Below are 14501 nucleotides of genomic sequence, written 5' to 3'. Positions count from 1 at the left end.
ATCGTAAGGATCACCGTCCAACGCGGCAACGCGAAGGCGACTCTAAGGCACAGAAGCGGCGATTACGTGCCGACTCGACGCAATTGGAAACTAATCGCGCTTATGGCAAAGATTGTCGCCGCAACGCAGATAATCATCGGGCCGACCGACGTGTCAAAGATCACGGCAAGCCGCAATCCGGCTACAGCCGAGAGCACGCCGATTCCCATCGACAGAAATGCCATGCGTTCTGGTGTGCTGGCATAGTTGCGCGCAGCGGCTGCCGGAATGATCAGAAGTGCGGTGATCAGCAAAGCGCCGACAACCTTGATCGCCACGGCCACAACCGCCGCCAGCAAGAGCGTGAGCACCAGCTGTTCACGGCGCGGATTGATGCCTGCGGCATAGGCAAGGTCTGGGCTGAGCGTTGCTGTCAACATCGCGGACCAATGCCACCAGAGTGCGGCGACAACCAGCGCCCCGCCGCCCCAGATCACCGCCAGATCGCCGCGCGTCACGCTCAGGACATCACCGAAGAGATAGGCATCCAGATCAACCCTTTGGCCGGGGATCAGCGTGACAGCCACCAAACCTATGGCCAGAGCGGCATGCGCAAGGACGCCCAGCATCGTATCGACGGCGGCACCCTGACTGCTGAGCCCATGGATCAAGACGGCCATCGCCAAGGCAACAACGCCCACACCCAAGGTGATCGAGGTGCCGAAAAGCAGCGCCAGCGCCACGCCCAGAACGGCGGCATGGGCGGTTGCATCGCCGAAATAGGCCATGCGCCGCCAGACAACAAAACAGCCGAGCAGGCCAGCCGCAATCGCTGTCCCGATACCGGCAAGTGCCGCGCGCACCAGAAAATCATCCAGCATTTATTCCGCCGCCTCATGATGATGGTGGTGATCATGGTCGTGCCCGTGATCATGGTCGTGACGATAAAGCGCAAGCGCACCGCCCGTGCCTGTCCCGAACAACTCGCGATATGCGGGGGCGGCAGAAACCACTTCGGGCGTGCCTTCGCAGCAGATATGCCCGTTGAGACAAATCACCCTGTCGGACGCGCTCATGACGACGTGCAATTCATGGCTGACCATCAACACAGCGCAACCGATATCGCGCCGCACCGCCTCGATCTGTCGATAGAACGCAGCCGACCCGGGCTGGTCGAGGCCCTGTGTCGCCTCATCCAGCATCAGGATATCCGGCCTGCCCAAGATCGCGCGGGCCAAGAGCACACGCTGGAACTGCCCGCCCGACAACTGCGACATCTGCTGCGCACCAAGGCCCGCAACACCCGCCGTACGCAACGCTTCTTTCGCAGCGTCAGGTTCTACCGGGTGCGGCAGGTTCAAAAACCGGTTCACAGTGATCGGCAGAGTCGGATCAATATGCAGCTTTTGTGGCACATAGCCGATGCGCAAACCCTCTTGGCGTGACACAGTGCCTTTCTGCGGGTTCAGGGCGCCGATCAGAACACGCAGCAGCGTTGATTTACCCGATCCGTTTGGTCCGACAATGGTGACGATCTCGCCGGGTTCAAGCGCAAGGCTCACCCCTTGCAAAACCTTCTGGCCACCATGCGAGAATTCAATGTGGCGCGCATCAATCAGGCTCATGCCGCATCCTTTGTCTGGCAGCTAGGGCACAGCCCCTCGGCCTCAAAAACGGTCTGTTCAACCTGAAACCCACTCAAGGCTGCTGTCTGGTTCATGGCGGCGTTGGCCTGCGCCTCGGCAACCTTGCCGCAACTGCGGCAAATCATGAAAGCCGGATCATGGGCCGCCCCGGGGTGGGTACAGGCAATAAAGGCATTCAGCCGTTCGACACGATGCACAAACCCCTGCTCGACCAGAAACGCCAGCGCACGATAGGCGACCGGCGGCTTGGACCCGAGCCCTTCGGCATCCAGACGCGCCAACACATCATAGGCCCCCATCGCGGCATGGCTTTCCAACAGGATCTCCAGCACCCGCCGACGCACAGGCGTCAATTGCACCGCGCGCTCTTTGCAGGCGGCTTCGGCAGCCGCCAATGCGGAGCTGACACACGTACTATGATCGTGACTGGCAAAGCCCAGCGTATCCTGTGGCATGATCGCCCCTTGTTATGTTATAACATACACATTATAGCGATGGCGATTTCAAAGAACAAGGACCGCACCATGATTCGTTTTCTTGCCGCATTTTCCCTTCTTCCTTCCGTCGCGCTGGCCGAAGTACCGCGTGTGATGACGGATATTGCCCCTATTCACAGCCTGACAGCACAGGTGATGGGTGATCTTGGCCAGCCCGATGTTCTTTTGCCACCCGGTGCGGACCCGCATGACTATGCGCTGCGGCCAAGCGATGCAGAGCGGTTGAGCACTGCCGATCTGGTGATCTGGGTCGGTGAGAGTCTGGCACCGTGGCTGGAAGAACCGCTTGAAACACTCGCCCCTCAAGCCCTCCGTTTTGAATTGCTCGAGGTGGACGGCTGGGAAAAGCTGGAAGCGCGCGGGAAAGATGATCACGGGCATGAGGATGATGGACACGACGACCACGGGCATGATGACCACGGACATGACGATCACGGGCACGATGATCATGACCACGGACACGCGCATGAGCACGCCCATGATCACGGCGATTATGACCCGCACGCATGGCTTGACCCGGTTGTCGCCCAAACTTGGGTCTCCGCGATTGCAGGCGAATTGAGCGCGCTGGACCCGGACAATGCCCCAATCTACGCCGCCAATGCAAAAGCCACGATTGCCGCCCTTGCTGCACTTGAGGCGGACCTTGCCGCACAACTGGCAGGCCTCTCGGACCGCGCGTATATCCTGCCGCATGATGGCTATCAGTATTTCGAGGCGCGTTTCGGGCTGACAGCACAGGCGGCAATCTCCGGCATTGATGCGCGCACACCCGGGCCTGCGCAGATCGCCGCGTTGCGCGAGGAGATGGCCGCGCAGAATGTCGTCTGCGTCTTTAGTGATGCGGAAATCGGCGACCGTTGGGCGACAGTGATCATCGAAGGAACCACTGCCAAGACGGCAGAGATCGACGGTGTCGGGGCCGGTCTCGCGGCGGGACCTGCGCTTTACGGGCAAATGCTGGAACGGCTCGCCGCGCAATTTGCAGGCTGCCTTGGGTCCAACACGTAAGGTGGATCTTGATCCATCTTACCTCAACGCAACCCTACTCAGCTAATAGATTCTCGGATTGCAGCCATCCCGGAATGTCACCGATGGACGACAAAACCACGTCGGCCAGCGGTGACAATTCTTCCCGCGGCGCAGGGCCGGTCAGCACACCTATGGTACGCATGCCCGCAGCACGGCCCGCATGAAGATCATGGGTGCTATCGCCAACCATGAGGCAATGCTCTGCGCCCAGCCCTGTTTCGGCACAAAAAGCCAAAAGCTGTCCCGGCGCGGGTTTGCCGCCATGCCCGCTGTCGTAACCTGCGATAAAATCGAAATGCTGCGTAACACCTGCGCGCGCCAGATGCGCTCGCGCGGGGGCTTCGGCATCATTTGTGGCGATGCCCAGACGTAGCCCCGCGTCGCGCAAACCTGCGAAATAGCTCTGCAACGGCACCGCCTCGACCTGCGTTACAGCCGCTGCTGCCGCATTCATCCGTGACAAGAGCGCGTCGGCATCCAGATCGGGCAAGACCGATCTAATGACCTCCGCCAGCTCGCCAGCTGTGGACGCGATGACGAGGCTCTCGGGACGAAACGTCGCTGCGGGGACATCATATCCCAACACATCCGCCAGACGCGTAAAAAGCACAGGATCATGCCCTGCCTCTGCGTCCAGCATCTTGCGCGTCCACGCGCCCCACGTCGCGTTGAAGTCAAACAAGGTCCCGTCCTTGTCAAAAATGATACCCTTGATCACAGCGCGCCCTTTCATCATCCATTGACAGCGGACCCTGCCCGCCCGACGGTGTCAACCTATGTTGAAACTTCGATCCTACCGCACACGGCCGATGCATCTGGGGGGCTTCCCGCTCGAGAGCCTGCGGCGTGTGGATCATGTTGATCTGTCAGCGCTGCCGCCGATGGATCCGGTGTCTTTTCGCAGACCGGACGATCGCAAAAGCATTATTGGCGCGATGCAGGATTATCAGGCGATGCTGGACGCCACCCGCGACGGTATGGTCAAACGCGAGATGGCCGAAATCCCTTCCGATCTGACGGAAAGGGCCAATCACCTCAAAGCCTTCGGATATTACTGTGACGCCAGCATGGTTGGCGTCTGCGCAGTGCCCGAAGCTGCTTGGCTGCAAACTCCGATCACCAATCCGGATGTGGACAGGCTTGCAGATAAACTGCGTACAATGCAGCCGAAATCGCTTGCCGCCGGGATTGACGTGATCATGGCGGGCTTGCGGGAAAGCATGTCTTTGCCACCCGCCGATTGCCGCCATCATACCCATGCGCTGGTGTTTCTTTACGACCATCCTCGAGCACCCAAGGGGGGCGAACAGGGGACCCGCTGGATCAAGGATGCGCTGCCCCAGCGGGCCTGCCTGCGCGGGATGGAGACCGCCGTCACGCTGGCCAGTTACATCCGGACGCTGGGCCATGAGGCGCGCGCCCATTCGATGGCCGCCACCGATGTGCATCTGGGCGCTCTTGCGGCCCTTGCGGGCCTTGTCGCGCAGGAGGACGGCGCACTGATTAACCCGTTCACCGGTGACCGCTACGGGCTGGCTGCGGTCACGACCACGCTGGCCATGACAGCGGACAAACCTCTTGCGCCGGGACAGAAAGCGCCGCGCAGCTATCAAACAGGCCTTGGCACCCATGCTAAGACTGCCCGCACCCGCGATCCCTTTGCCAAGCGCGATTTCGCCCTTGGCCCCCATCCTTTCGAGACGCTGAAACGGGTGGATGAACCCACCACGTATATCGACCGTCCAAATGTCGCGCGGGTGCCCAAACGCGCCAATATGTTTGTGCGCGGGCTGTTTGGCGATATGGGCAAACAGGTGCAAGAGGCCACCAAGAACGGCAATTACGTGCGCAAATCCGCAGCCGCCTTTGCGTTCCGGCCATCGCTGGGGGCCTTTGTCTTGTTGCAGGACGGTGAGGCGGTGGGCGACCCCGTCGTGGACACGCCTGAAAACAACGCCGCCAACATCAAAGCTGCGCTCTATTTCCTGGGGGTCGATGCCGTGGGCCTGTCGGCCTGCCCTGACTGGACCTATTACAGCCACGACACCACCGGCGCGCCCATCACCCCCTACCATGAAAACGCCATTTCGATGATCATCGACCAAGGCCACGAAACCATGGAGGGCGCATCTGGCGACGATTGGATTGCCTGCGCGCAATCCATGCGGGCCTATTTGCGGTTCTCGCTCTTGGGCGGTGTGCTGGCCCAGCATCTGCGCAATCTGGGCTATACCGCGCGCGTCCATTCGGTCATGGATGAAGAGGTCCTGCACCCGCCGCTTCTGCTGCTCTCGGGTTTGGGCGAGGTCAGCCGCATCGGCGAAGTGATCCTCAATCCCTTCCTTGGTCCGCGCCTCAAGTCCGGCGTTGTCACCACCAACATGCCGATGGCCCACGACAAGCCCATCGACTTTGGTCTGCAGAAATTCTGTGACGCCTGCAACAAATGCGCCCGCGAATGCCCCTCTGGTGCGATCACCGCAGGGCCGAAGCTGATGTTCAACGGCTACGAGATCTGGAAGTCCGATAGCCAGAAATGCACGACCTACCGCGTCAGCCAGAAGAACGGGGCGATGTGCGGGCGCTGTATGAAAACCTGCCCGTGGAACCTCGAGGGCTTGTTCGCCGAAGCCCCGTTTCGCAAGCTGGCGATGACCGTACCGCAAGCGGCGAAAACGCTGGCTGCCCTTGATGACCGCCTCGGGAAAGGTGCGATCAACCCCGTCAAGAAATGGTGGTGGGACCTGGAGATGGAGGACGACGGCGCCTATCGCCCTGCGCGCCATCCGGTCAACGCCCGCAACCTGCAACCGGAACTTGATCTGAAATTCAGCGACCAGACGCTGGCTGTCTATCCTGCGCCCCTCGCACCACCCCCCTACCCTTGGCCCGCGCCCATGGACCGCGAGGCAGGGATCGCCGCCTATCAGGCCATGATCACCGCCGATGAACACCGCGCGCGCCGCGCTGCAGGTCTGCCGCCCGAGCATATTTATGCGCCCGTTCAGGGCGAGACACCTGTCATCGCGGCGATTGTCAGCAAAGCCGAGCGGATGACTGACAAGGTGACGAAATACGAATTCACCCGCGCTGACGGAGGCCCGTTACCACCCGCGACCGCAGGAGCGCATATTGATGTGGTCGTGGCCCCTGAATTCTTCCGCCAGTACTCGCTCAGCGGCGATCCGGCCGATCATGGCAAATATCAGATTGCCGTGCTGCGTGAAGATGCGGGCCGTGGCGGTTCGAAACTCATGCACCGCATATTCACTGAAGGCCGGCGCGTCTTCATCTCGCCCCCGATCAACCATTTCCCGCTGATCGAGGACGCCTCTCAGACCCTGTTGATGGGCGGCGGGATCGGTGTGACACCAATGATCGCGATGGCCCACAGGCTCCATGCGATCGGTGCCGCGTTCACGCTGCACTATAGTATTCCGAGCCGTTCAGAGGCCGGATTTCTGCACGATCTGGCGACGGTGCCATGGGCGGATAAGGTGGTATTACATGTCTCGCATGAAGGCACACGTGCCGATCTTGCGGCACTCACCCGATTTGTTGCCGGAGCGCATATCTACACCTGCGGACCTGATGCCTATATGGCTGCGGTTATGGATGCCGCCGCCAAAAACGGCTTTCCCGAAGAGGCGCGGCATCTTGAATATTTCGCTGTGCCGGAACAGCCCGATTATGAAAATCACCCGTTTACGCTGGTCCTGAAAGACGGACGCACCGTGGATGTTGCTGCTGACCAGTCGGCGTCAGATGCGCTGATTGCCGCGGGGGTGCATGTGGATGTGAAATGTTCTGATGGTCTCTGCGGTGTGTGCAAATGCCGCGTGCTTGAAGGGGCTGTCGAGCATCGCGACTTTGTGCTTTCCAAGACCCAGCGCGAGACCGAAATCATCCTGTGCCAGAGCCGTGCGGCAGTGGCGGGCGGAACGCTCAAAATCGATCTTTAGGTCCAATGCACGCTTTCAGCGCCAGGGAGCGCGTAGCGCGCGCGCAGCGGCTGATCATATCCCAATCCGGTGCTGTCACAAAATTCGATGACCCATGTGTCATCCATGGTAATGAACTCCAGCACAGCGGCCAGAAAAGCAGGATCTGTCGCGCGGTCGCGCAGATCATCGACCGATCCGCCTGAAGCACCCAGAAAAACCGGGCAGAGTTCGTCATTGCCGGCCAGCCACGCCAGCCCCTTCAACGCAATCACTTCGGCTTGTTCGTGTTGCATCCCGTGCCCTTCGTTTTGCAGAAACATTTTCTTAACTATTCGCGCCCAATCTGTCGTCACAGAACCGAGCAGAACGCTCTTGATAGGTGCAAGAAATGCCTGGCCGCATATTGATCATAGATACCGTAGCAACGAATAGAATCGTGTTGAAAGTCAAGATGCTGGCAGCACAATTCGCAGTCGACGCCTGCGCGAGCAAGGCTGAGGCAATCCAGATGATCGAGCGGAACCGGCCCGATCTGATTTTACTAAACCTCTCTGATGCAGCGCATGACCAGCATAGCCTCTGCCGTGATCTGCGCCGTTCCACTGTGACGACATCTATCGCAATCATTGCCGTTGGTGTCGCCGATACCTCAAGGGCGCGGTTTGCAGCCCTGGATGCAGGCGCAGATGATGTGTTGCCCCATCCTGTGAATGATGCACTTCTGCTGGCACGCATCCGCAGTCTATTGCGGGTCCGCAGCACCAGTCACGAACTTATGCTGCGCGAAAGCACAAGCCGTGCCTTGGGTTTTGAAGAAAGCAAAGCGGCCTTTGACGGTGCCGCGCGCATCGCCATCCTGAGCCAGGATGCGCAGGCTGTCACCGGCCTCAAGGCCGGCCTGTGCGCGGGGCTGCGCAGTGCGATTCCGGTGCTGCATCCCAATGACGCCCTGCTTGGCGATGAAAGCAGTGCTGCGCACGATCTCTTTGTGATCAATGCCGCGGCGGTCGGGGATGGCGGAAGCCGGCTTTTCGGGTTGGTGTCCGACCTGCGCGCGCGCACCCAGACGCGGCTTGCAATGCAGCTTGTCGTGGTTCCGGCTGACGCGCCAGAGGTGGCCGCGATGTTCCTTGATCTTGGCGCAGATGACGTGGTGCCCGCCACCAGCGACGCCGATGAAATCAGCATGCGCGCAACGCGCCTGATCGCGCGCAAACGGCAACACGACAAGTTGCGCGATACGGTCCGCAACGGATTGAACGCTGCTGTGACTGATCCGCTGACCGGGCTGTTTAACCGGCGCTATGTTGAGCCGCATCTGGCGCGCCTTGCCGATCAGTCGCGCAAATCAGGGCGGGAACTGGCCGTGATGATGATCGACATTGATCACTTCAAATCCGTGAATGACACCCACGGGCATGCAGCGGGCGACAAGGTACTGGTCGAGCTTGCCAACCGCCTGCGTGAAAACCTGCGCGCGATTGATCTGGTGGCGCGAATGGGCGGCGAAGAATTTCTGGTAGCCATGCCGGGGACATCTGTTTCAGATGCACGGATGGCCGCCGCACGGCTATGCGAACTGGTCAATGCGACACCGTTCAATCTGGGCGAAGGGCTTCCGATGTTGAAGGTGACCGTGTCGGTGGGTGTCGCGGTCAGCGGGCAGATGAATGCAGAGAGCAACGCGATCACCAAAATCTGTGATCGGGCAGACAAGGCGCTCTATGCGGCCAAATCCGCAGGCCGTGATCAGGTGGCGTTCAGCAAATCAGCCGCCTGAGGATCGGTCGCGCAGGGTGCGGGCACGCGACATCTCTTCTAATACTTGATCTGCAAAGGCGCGGCGTCGCTCGGGCGTCATTGCGGTAATCTGTTCCACCACAACCTCTTGTGCCGTGGCCTGAACCGCCGTGATCCGTTCGCTTTGCTCGGCAAGCAACGCCCGCAAGACATCAGGTTCAAAAGGATCGGCCTGCAAGGCTGCAACCACACGATTGACGCGATCACGCAGATCGAAATCACGCAAAGACCGATCTTCGCGCAGTTTGCGCCCGATGGCACGGCGTTCCTGCGGTTCAAGCGCCCGTGCAATCGGCCCAAGCCCGAGATCGAAACTGCGCGGTGGCCCGTCACCCCAACGCCCCGACGCCGCAGACCCCACAACAACCCCAATCACCGCAAGGTTGAGCGCAAGCGAGAGCACAAGCACGACCCGCCAAAGGCGGCTCGGGCGCGCTTGTGGTGTTTTATCGTCAGCCATCACCCAATGCTCCTGCGTCGAGAATCAAATCTGTTGTAAAGAGGTTGATACTTACCTCATCCCCCATCATCGCGGCGGTCACATCCTGCACCGATGCAGGTGGCGCCACCCCGAACCAAATGCCGGCAACTGTCGCCATGGCAAGCCCGCTGACCGCAGGCCAGCCACCAATCGCATCCAGCATGCGCATCATCAAACCGGGCCGGGCCACGGGAGCTGCGACCGCGCGCGGCTGTACGGCGTCGGCATCGGCAATGACACGCGCCATCAGGGCATCGCCGGGCACAGGGGATGTGCCGCGCGCCTGCGCGAAAAGATCATCCAGCATGTCGTCATTCGGGTTCGTCATCGTCATACCCCAGTTCTGCCTTCCGCCCTGCCATGATATCGGCAAGGGCCCGTTTCCCGCGTGCTGTCAGACTTTCCACGGACCGCACGCTGATGTCCATGATTTGCGCAATTTCGGGGTTCGCAAGCCCCTCGAGATGGCGCAGAGATACCGCCTGCGCCTGTCGTTCCGGCAATTGTGCCAGCGCATCAGACAGCGCCATCATACGCGCCTGCGTCTGCATTTGCGCGACGGCACTGGGGCTTGGATCGGGCGGTTCGGCCACCTGATCGAGCGGCACGGCACCGCGCCTCTTGCGCAACCGGTCGGTGCAAAGATTCGCCACGACACGGTAAAGCCACGTACTCACCTGCGCCTCGCCCTGCCGCCATTCGGGGGCGATCTTCCACAGCCGCATCATCGCGTCCTGCGCCACGTCCTCGGCCTCGGAGCTATTGCCCAACATGCGCGTGGCCTGCGCCAGCACGCGTGGCAATAGCCGCGCCGTCAGATACCGCGCAGCCTGCCCGTCGCCATTGGCGTAGGCTACCAAGAGCGCCGCGTCTTCGGCGCCCGCAAAGGGGTCTGGCGATGCGTTCATCTGTCAGTTTGCTAGCCAACTTCATGCCGGGTGGCAATTGGCAGAGGGCTTACGTGCCCTCTGCCAGCCCCGCCCTAGCCGCGATCGCGTGGGCCGTCGCCACGATGATCACCGCGACCTTCGCCGCGCCGTTCACCCATCCGCGCCTTGGCGGCCTCGAACTCTTCTGCGGAAATCACACCGTCACTATCGGCATCGACGCGGTCAAACATCTGTGCCGCACGACGTTCGCCCCGCGATGGCATTTCGTCCTGCTGCAGCAGACCATCTTCGTTGTCGTCAAAACGCGCGATCATGCGGGTGGCGCGCTCTGTGGCCCGTTCCGCGCCAGACGCAGCCAGTTCGGCAACAGACAAAGCGCCGTCACCATCGGTGTCGATCTCGGCAAAGCGGGCTTCACCGCGCGCCTGCATCTCTTCCAAAGTCAGCGCACCGTCGCCATTGATATCAAGTGTGGCAAAATCCGGCCGTTCGCGGTGGTTCTCTGCCTGTGCTGCACCCGCTGTCAAAACCAGACCCGAGAGAAGCGCTGCTGTCAAAATCTTCGTTTTCATTGTGTTGTCCTTTTTTGCATCCTTGCAGCCTATCTGTGCTGCTGATGCTACTTGAACGCGGGGGCGCACGACTTCCGTCGCAGGATGCTGAAGAAATTTCTGGCACGTCACAAATCGGCGCACCCCCTTTTCAAACCAATCGCAATAGTCCATGTGAAAAGGGCAAGACGGAGTTTTCTTATGTCGAACGCGGAAACGATCCTTGATGATCGCCCAACCAAACCTGCCATTCTCAACGGACTGCGGTGCAAATGCCCGAACTGCGGCGAAGGGAAACTGTTCGCGCGCTATCTCAGGGTCGCTGATACCTGCCCTGTCTGCCATGAAGAATTGTCGCACCACCGTGCAGATGACGGCCCCGCCTATCTGACTATTCTGCTGGTGGCCCATATCATCGGTTTTGTGATCCACTTCTGGTGGGTCTATTACCGGCCTGAACCCTGGGTCATGGCGACCGGACTGACAATCGGGTCTGTCGCGCTGTCGCTGGCGCTTTTGCCGCGTATGAAAGGCATGATTGTCGCCATTCAATGGTCACGCCGGATGCACGGGTTTGGCCATAACGGATAAGGGGCATCCCATAGACAAAGCCGCGATCAGAGATGCCGCAACGATTATTGTTGTTCGGGATGCGGCGACCAGACCATCGGTTCTGATGGGACAACGCGGCGCCGGTGCAGCCTTCATGCCCGGCAAATTTGTCTTCCCCGGCGGTGCTGTTGATGACAACGACGCAGCCGTCCCCGTCACATCACTGTCCCCGCTGGATGAAGCGCGCCTTGCAAATGAAAGCACCCGTGCGCCCGTGGCCCTTGCTGCCGCTGCCATCCGCGAGCTCTGGGAAGAAACCGGTCAGGTTCTGGGCCACCCGGGCCATTGGTCCGACCCACCGCAAGGCTGGCGCGGTTTTGCCGCCACCGGGCATGTCCCTCACGCCGCAGCCCTGCAATTCTTTTTCCGTGCTGTCACACCGGCGGGGCGCCCGCGCCGGTTCGATGCGCGGTTCTTTCTGGCGGATGTGGACCATTTGAAGACGGACCCCGATGATTTCTCAAACGCCGAGGATGAACTGGCGCATCTGCAATGGGTGCCTTTGGCCGATGCGCGCAAGTTCAATCTGCCTTTCATCACACAGGTTGTCCTGGCCGAGTTGGCCAGCCACATCGCACGTGGCGGCACGCCGGCCAGCGTGCCCTTCTTTCGCAATGATGATGAAGCACATCTGGTCAGCCGCCTTGCCGGCCAAAGCCCGCTAGAGCAATAAGACCAGCATGATGATGCTAAGGGTCAGCAATGCCAGACCCTGCCATTCACGCAGGCTGACTTTCTCACCAAAAACAAACGCTCCGATCATGAGCGAGAACAAAAGCTCGATCTGCCCCACCGCGTTCACATAGGCTGCGTTTTGCAAGGTGTAGGCGGTAAACCAGCAGATTGACCCGATCATGCTGGTAACCCCGACCAGCCCCGCGACCCGCCACGCCGAGAGCACACGCATGATCTCGCCCCGTTCCCGCCACGCAAGCCAGAGCGCCATGGAAATGGTCTGAAAGGCGGTAACCAGCGCCAGCGTGACAATCGCGCGGTAAAACACATCGCCCTCGGCCAATGACAGCGCCGCGCCGCGCACGCCGTTGCCCGAGATGCCAAAGAGCACACCCGCACCAAGGCCCAAAGCCGTGGCGCGGTTGAAAATACGTTTGCGCCACGGACCGATGCCGCCTGGCGGATCGGAGAGCAAAAGCACGCCTGCAAGGCCGATCATCATCGCCGTGATCGTCAAAGGCGTGAACGTATCCCCCAGAATGAGGAAGCCGAAAAGTGCACTCAGCAGCACTTCGGACTTCTTGAACGTAATGCCGACGGCAAAATTGCGATGGCTGAAAAGTGCGACGACACACATAGTCGCCAATATCTGCGAGGTGCCACCCGCCAGCGCATAGGGCCAGAATGCGGGCGGTATTTGCGGTGTGCCTTGACCAGAGGCTGTCGCATAGACAAAGGCGATCACCGCAACGAGGGGCGCAGAATAGATGAACCGCGCAAAGGTCGCGCCAGCGGTCGAAAGCGCCATGCCTTTGAGGCGCTTTTGCAGCATAAACCGCAGGGTCTGCGCTGTGGCCGCGCCAATGGTGATGGGGATCCAGAGTTCCATCTAGGCCCTATGCCAGCAATCTCTGACCCTCACCAGCGCGGACTAGCCCTTGACCCCCACTGCTTTGCCTGCACCCTCGGGCATCGGCAGTGCTGCATGGGCAGCAGCCACTTTCGCCAAAGTCGCAGCCAGCGCGGGCGCAGGATCAGACGCACGGCGGGTCTCAAGGCTGACGTGGATCAGCATGTGCTCGCCCGTGGCCAGTTCACGCGCGCCGTCATACATCCGGTGGAACACATGCATCTTTTTTCCCGCCCCGTTCAGGACTTGCGTTTCGATCCGGATCACAGCACCTGCATGGACCTCATCGAGATGCCGGATATGGGTTTCCGCAGTAAAGTAGCTGCCGCCGGTTGCGATGTACTCTGCATCACAGCCGACAAGCGCCATCATCCGGTCGGTCGCATCGCCAAAGGCCTGCAAATAGCGCGCCTCGTTCATGTGCCCGTTGTAGTCGGTCCAATCGAGCGGCACCGCGCGTTCCACGGTCACGATCGGCTTGCCCAGATCATCGGGCAGACCAATGGCCCCTTCCACACGGCGGTCCTGTGCGTTCAAGAGCTTGCCCGCGCCCCAATCCTGCGCCTTCAGTCCCCGCAGGATCGTGACAAGGTTATTGTCACGCGCGCGTTCCAGTTCGCGGATCGTGTACATGCCCGATTGCGCGTCGGATTGATCCGCCACGGCATCAATCAGTTCATCGGTCAGTTCGGGCACATCCATCAGCTTGGTCCACGGCCATTCAAGACATGGCCCGAATTGTTCGATGAAATGCCGCATCCCCGCTTCACCACCGGCAATGCGGTAGGTTTCAAACAGGCCCATCTGCGCCCAGCGCAGGCCGAAGCCATAGCGGATCGCGTTGTCGATTTCCTCGGTCGTGGCAATGCCGTCCTTGATCAGCCAAAGTGCTTCGCGCCAGACAGCCTCAAGGAAGCGGTCGGCGATATGGGCGTCAATTTCGGCGCGGACATGCAGGGGGTACATGCCGACTTCGGTCAAAATCTCTTTGGCACGCGCGACAATCTGCGGTGCGGTCTTGTCGCTCGGGACCAGTTCGACCAGTGGCAAAAGGTAGACCGGATTGAACGGATGGGCGACGACGATCTGTTCAGGGCGTGTGGCGCAGCCTTGCAATTCGGACGGCTTGAACCCGCTGGTTGACGATCCGATCACCGCATCATGGGGGCAATGTTCCTGCAAGGTTTGATAGACCTTGCGCTTCAATTCCAGCCGCTCGGGCACGCTTTCCTGCACCCAGTCCACGCCTGTCACAGCAGCGGACATGGTGTCATGAAAACTCAGTTGCCCCTCGGCAGGCAAAGCCACATCCGACAGCCCCGGCAAGGACCGGCGCGCGTTGTTCAGTACTTCGGTGATCTTGCGCCCGGCCTCTGGATCGGGATCAAAGACGCGGACATCCCAGCCCATCAGCAGGAACCGCGCAGCCCAGCCGCCACCAATAACGCCACCGCCGATAATCGCTGCTGTCTTTTGTGTCATTG

At 60.5% G+C, this 14501-nt stretch carries 16 protein-coding genes; 5 read left to right on the top strand and 11 right to left on the bottom strand.

Annotated features, from left to right (window positions below):
* Positions 1 to 62: 62 nt before the first annotated feature.
* The 3 genes from SJY29_RS02765 to SJY29_RS02755 are packed head-to-tail and all read right to left on the bottom strand — an operon-like array spanning position 63 to position 2080.
* Positions 63 to 860: a metal ABC transporter permease gene (locus tag SJY29_RS02765; protein ID WP_400086537.1), complete on the bottom strand. Its 798-nt coding sequence runs from the start codon at positions 858 to 860 to the stop codon at positions 63 to 65.
* Positions 861 to 1604: an ATP-binding cassette domain-containing protein gene (locus tag SJY29_RS02760; RefSeq protein ID WP_400086534.1), complete on the bottom strand. Its 744-nt coding sequence runs from the start codon at positions 1602 to 1604 to the stop codon at positions 861 to 863.
* Complete coding sequence (locus tag SJY29_RS02755; RefSeq protein WP_400086531.1) at positions 1601 to 2080, bottom strand: transcriptional repressor; 480 nt, start codon at positions 2078 to 2080, stop codon at positions 1601 to 1603. The genes SJY29_RS02760 and SJY29_RS02755 overlap by 4 nt, the downstream gene beginning before the upstream one ends.
* A 69-nt stretch (positions 2081 to 2149) precedes the next feature.
* Between SJY29_RS02755 and SJY29_RS02750 the strand changes: the two genes are divergently transcribed.
* Positions 2150 to 3133: a zinc ABC transporter substrate-binding protein gene (locus SJY29_RS02750; RefSeq protein WP_400086528.1), complete on the top strand. Its 984-nt coding sequence runs from the start codon at positions 2150 to 2152 to the stop codon at positions 3131 to 3133.
* A 34-nt stretch (positions 3134 to 3167) separates the two neighbouring features.
* On the opposite strand, the gene SJY29_RS02745 is transcribed toward SJY29_RS02750, so the two are convergent.
* The gene (locus SJY29_RS02745; protein WP_400088815.1) at positions 3168 to 3887 is read right to left on the bottom strand and encodes an HAD family hydrolase; all 720 of its coding nucleotides are present in this window, start codon (positions 3885 to 3887) and stop codon (positions 3168 to 3170) included.
* A 43-nt stretch (positions 3888 to 3930) separates the two neighbouring features.
* Here SJY29_RS02745 and SJY29_RS02740 point away from each other — a divergent pair, with 43 nt between their 5' ends.
* A complete protein-coding gene (locus SJY29_RS02740) occupies positions 3931 to 7116 on the top strand; it encodes a reductive dehalogenase (RefSeq protein ID WP_400086525.1) in 3186 nt (1061 codons plus the stop codon).
* Here the strand turns inward: SJY29_RS02740 and SJY29_RS02735 are convergent.
* Entirely contained in the window at positions 7113 to 7391 is a 279-nt protein-coding gene (locus SJY29_RS02735) for a DUF3572 domain-containing protein (RefSeq protein ID WP_400086522.1), read from the bottom strand. The genes SJY29_RS02740 and SJY29_RS02735 overlap by 4 nt on opposite strands.
* A 143-nt stretch (positions 7392 to 7534) precedes the next feature.
* Between SJY29_RS02735 and SJY29_RS02730 the strand changes: the two genes are divergently transcribed.
* The gene (locus SJY29_RS02730; protein ID WP_400086520.1) at positions 7535 to 8878 is read left to right on the top strand and encodes a diguanylate cyclase; all 1344 of its coding nucleotides are present in this window, start codon (positions 7535 to 7537) and stop codon (positions 8876 to 8878) included.
* Here SJY29_RS02730 and SJY29_RS02725 read toward each other — a convergent pair.
* The 4 genes from SJY29_RS02725 to SJY29_RS02710 all read right to left on the bottom strand — a co-directional run bounded on the left by SJY29_RS02725 (position 8867) and on the right by SJY29_RS02710 (position 10841).
* Positions 8867 to 9358, bottom strand: coding sequence for a periplasmic heavy metal sensor (locus SJY29_RS02725; protein ID WP_400086517.1), 492 nt, complete (start codon positions 9356 to 9358; stop codon positions 8867 to 8869). The two genes, SJY29_RS02730 and SJY29_RS02725, sit on opposite strands and share 12 nt — an antisense overlap.
* A complete protein-coding gene (locus SJY29_RS02720) occupies positions 9351 to 9713 on the bottom strand; it encodes a hypothetical protein (protein ID WP_400086514.1) in 363 nt (120 codons plus the stop codon). Before SJY29_RS02720 ends, SJY29_RS02725 begins: the two co-directional genes overlap by 8 nt.
* Complete coding sequence (locus SJY29_RS02715; protein WP_400086512.1) at positions 9691 to 10287, bottom strand: RNA polymerase sigma factor; 597 nt, start codon at positions 10285 to 10287, stop codon at positions 9691 to 9693. The genes SJY29_RS02720 and SJY29_RS02715 overlap by 23 nt, the downstream gene beginning before the upstream one ends.
* 74 nt (positions 10288 to 10361) lie before the next feature.
* Positions 10362 to 10841: an EF-hand domain-containing protein gene (locus SJY29_RS02710; protein WP_110279941.1), complete on the bottom strand. Its 480-nt coding sequence runs from the start codon at positions 10839 to 10841 to the stop codon at positions 10362 to 10364.
* Positions 10842 to 11021: 180 nt separating this feature from the next.
* Between SJY29_RS02710 and SJY29_RS02705 the strand changes: the two genes are divergently transcribed.
* Together SJY29_RS02705 and SJY29_RS02700 are read left to right on the top strand one after the other, a co-directional pair.
* Positions 11022 to 11411 carry a DUF983 domain-containing protein gene (locus SJY29_RS02705; RefSeq protein WP_055294383.1) on the top strand — a complete coding sequence of 130 codons (390 nt, stop codon included), beginning with the start codon at positions 11022 to 11024 and terminating at the stop codon, positions 11409 to 11411.
* Between the two features lie 85 nt (positions 11412 to 11496).
* Positions 11497 to 12105, top strand: a complete 609-nt coding sequence (locus SJY29_RS02700; RefSeq protein ID WP_400086508.1) for an NUDIX domain-containing protein — start codon at positions 11497 to 11499, stop codon at positions 12103 to 12105.
* Here the strand turns inward: SJY29_RS02700 and SJY29_RS02695 are convergent.
* Together SJY29_RS02695 and SJY29_RS02690 are read right to left on the bottom strand one after the other, a co-directional pair.
* Entirely contained in the window at positions 12094 to 12996 is a 903-nt protein-coding gene (locus tag SJY29_RS02695) for a DMT family transporter (RefSeq protein ID WP_400086505.1), read from the bottom strand. The genes SJY29_RS02700 and SJY29_RS02695 overlap by 12 nt on opposite strands.
* A gap of 42 nt (positions 12997 to 13038) precedes the next feature.
* Positions 13039 to 14499, bottom strand: coding sequence for a carnitine 3-dehydrogenase (locus SJY29_RS02690; RefSeq protein ID WP_400086502.1), 1461 nt, complete (start codon positions 14497 to 14499; stop codon positions 13039 to 13041).
* Positions 14500 to 14501 lie beyond the last annotated feature (2 nt).

Source organism: Yoonia sp. R78084, from assembly GCF_044595625.1.
Taxonomy (GTDB): domain Bacteria; phylum Pseudomonadota; class Alphaproteobacteria; order Rhodobacterales; family Rhodobacteraceae; genus Yoonia.
Note: the sequence above shows the minus strand (reverse complement) of the source record. Positions and strands in the feature narration are given on the sequence as shown.

Bases quoted from the DNA above. Each gene is read 5' to 3' on its own strand.
- SJY29_RS02765 (WP_400086537.1), bottom strand. From the start codon at position 860: ATGCTGGATGATTTTCTGGTGCGCGCGGCACTTGCCGGTATCGGGACA.
- SJY29_RS02760 (WP_400086534.1), bottom strand. From the start codon at position 1,604: ATGAGCCTGATTGATGCGCGCCACATTGAATTCTCGCATGGTGGCCAG.
- SJY29_RS02755 (WP_400086531.1), bottom strand. From the start codon at position 2,080: ATGCCACAGGATACGCTGGGCTTTGCCAGTCACGATCATAGTACGTGT.
- SJY29_RS02750 (WP_400086528.1), top strand. From the start codon at position 2,150: ATGATTCGTTTTCTTGCCGCATTTTCCCTTCTTCCTTCCGTCGCGCTG.
- SJY29_RS02745 (WP_400088815.1), bottom strand. From the start codon at position 3,887: ATGAAAGGGCGCGCTGTGATCAAGGGTATCATTTTTGACAAGGACGGG.
- SJY29_RS02740 (WP_400086525.1), top strand. From the start codon at position 3,931: ATGTTGAAACTTCGATCCTACCGCACACGGCCGATGCATCTGGGGGGC.
- SJY29_RS02735 (WP_400086522.1), bottom strand. From the start codon at position 7,391: ATGCAACACGAACAAGCCGAAGTGATTGCGTTGAAGGGGCTGGCGTGG.
- SJY29_RS02725 (WP_400086517.1), bottom strand. From the start codon at position 9,358: ATGGCTGACGATAAAACACCACAAGCGCGCCCGAGCCGCCTTTGGCGG.
- SJY29_RS02720 (WP_400086514.1), bottom strand. From the start codon at position 9,713: ATGACGATGACGAACCCGAATGACGACATGCTGGATGATCTTTTCGCG.
- SJY29_RS02715 (WP_400086512.1), bottom strand. From the start codon at position 10,287: ATGAACGCATCGCCAGACCCCTTTGCGGGCGCCGAAGACGCGGCGCTC.
- SJY29_RS02710 (WP_110279941.1), bottom strand. From the start codon at position 10,841: ATGAAAACGAAGATTTTGACAGCAGCGCTTCTCTCGGGTCTGGTTTTG.
- SJY29_RS02705 (WP_055294383.1), top strand. From the start codon at position 11,022: ATGTCGAACGCGGAAACGATCCTTGATGATCGCCCAACCAAACCTGCC.
- SJY29_RS02700 (WP_400086508.1), top strand. From the start codon at position 11,497: ATGGGACAACGCGGCGCCGGTGCAGCCTTCATGCCCGGCAAATTTGTC.
- SJY29_RS02695 (WP_400086505.1), bottom strand. From the start codon at position 12,996: ATGGAACTCTGGATCCCCATCACCATTGGCGCGGCCACAGCGCAGACC.
- SJY29_RS02690 (WP_400086502.1), bottom strand. From the start codon at position 14,499: ATGACACAAAAGACAGCAGCGATTATCGGCGGTGGCGTTATTGGTGGC.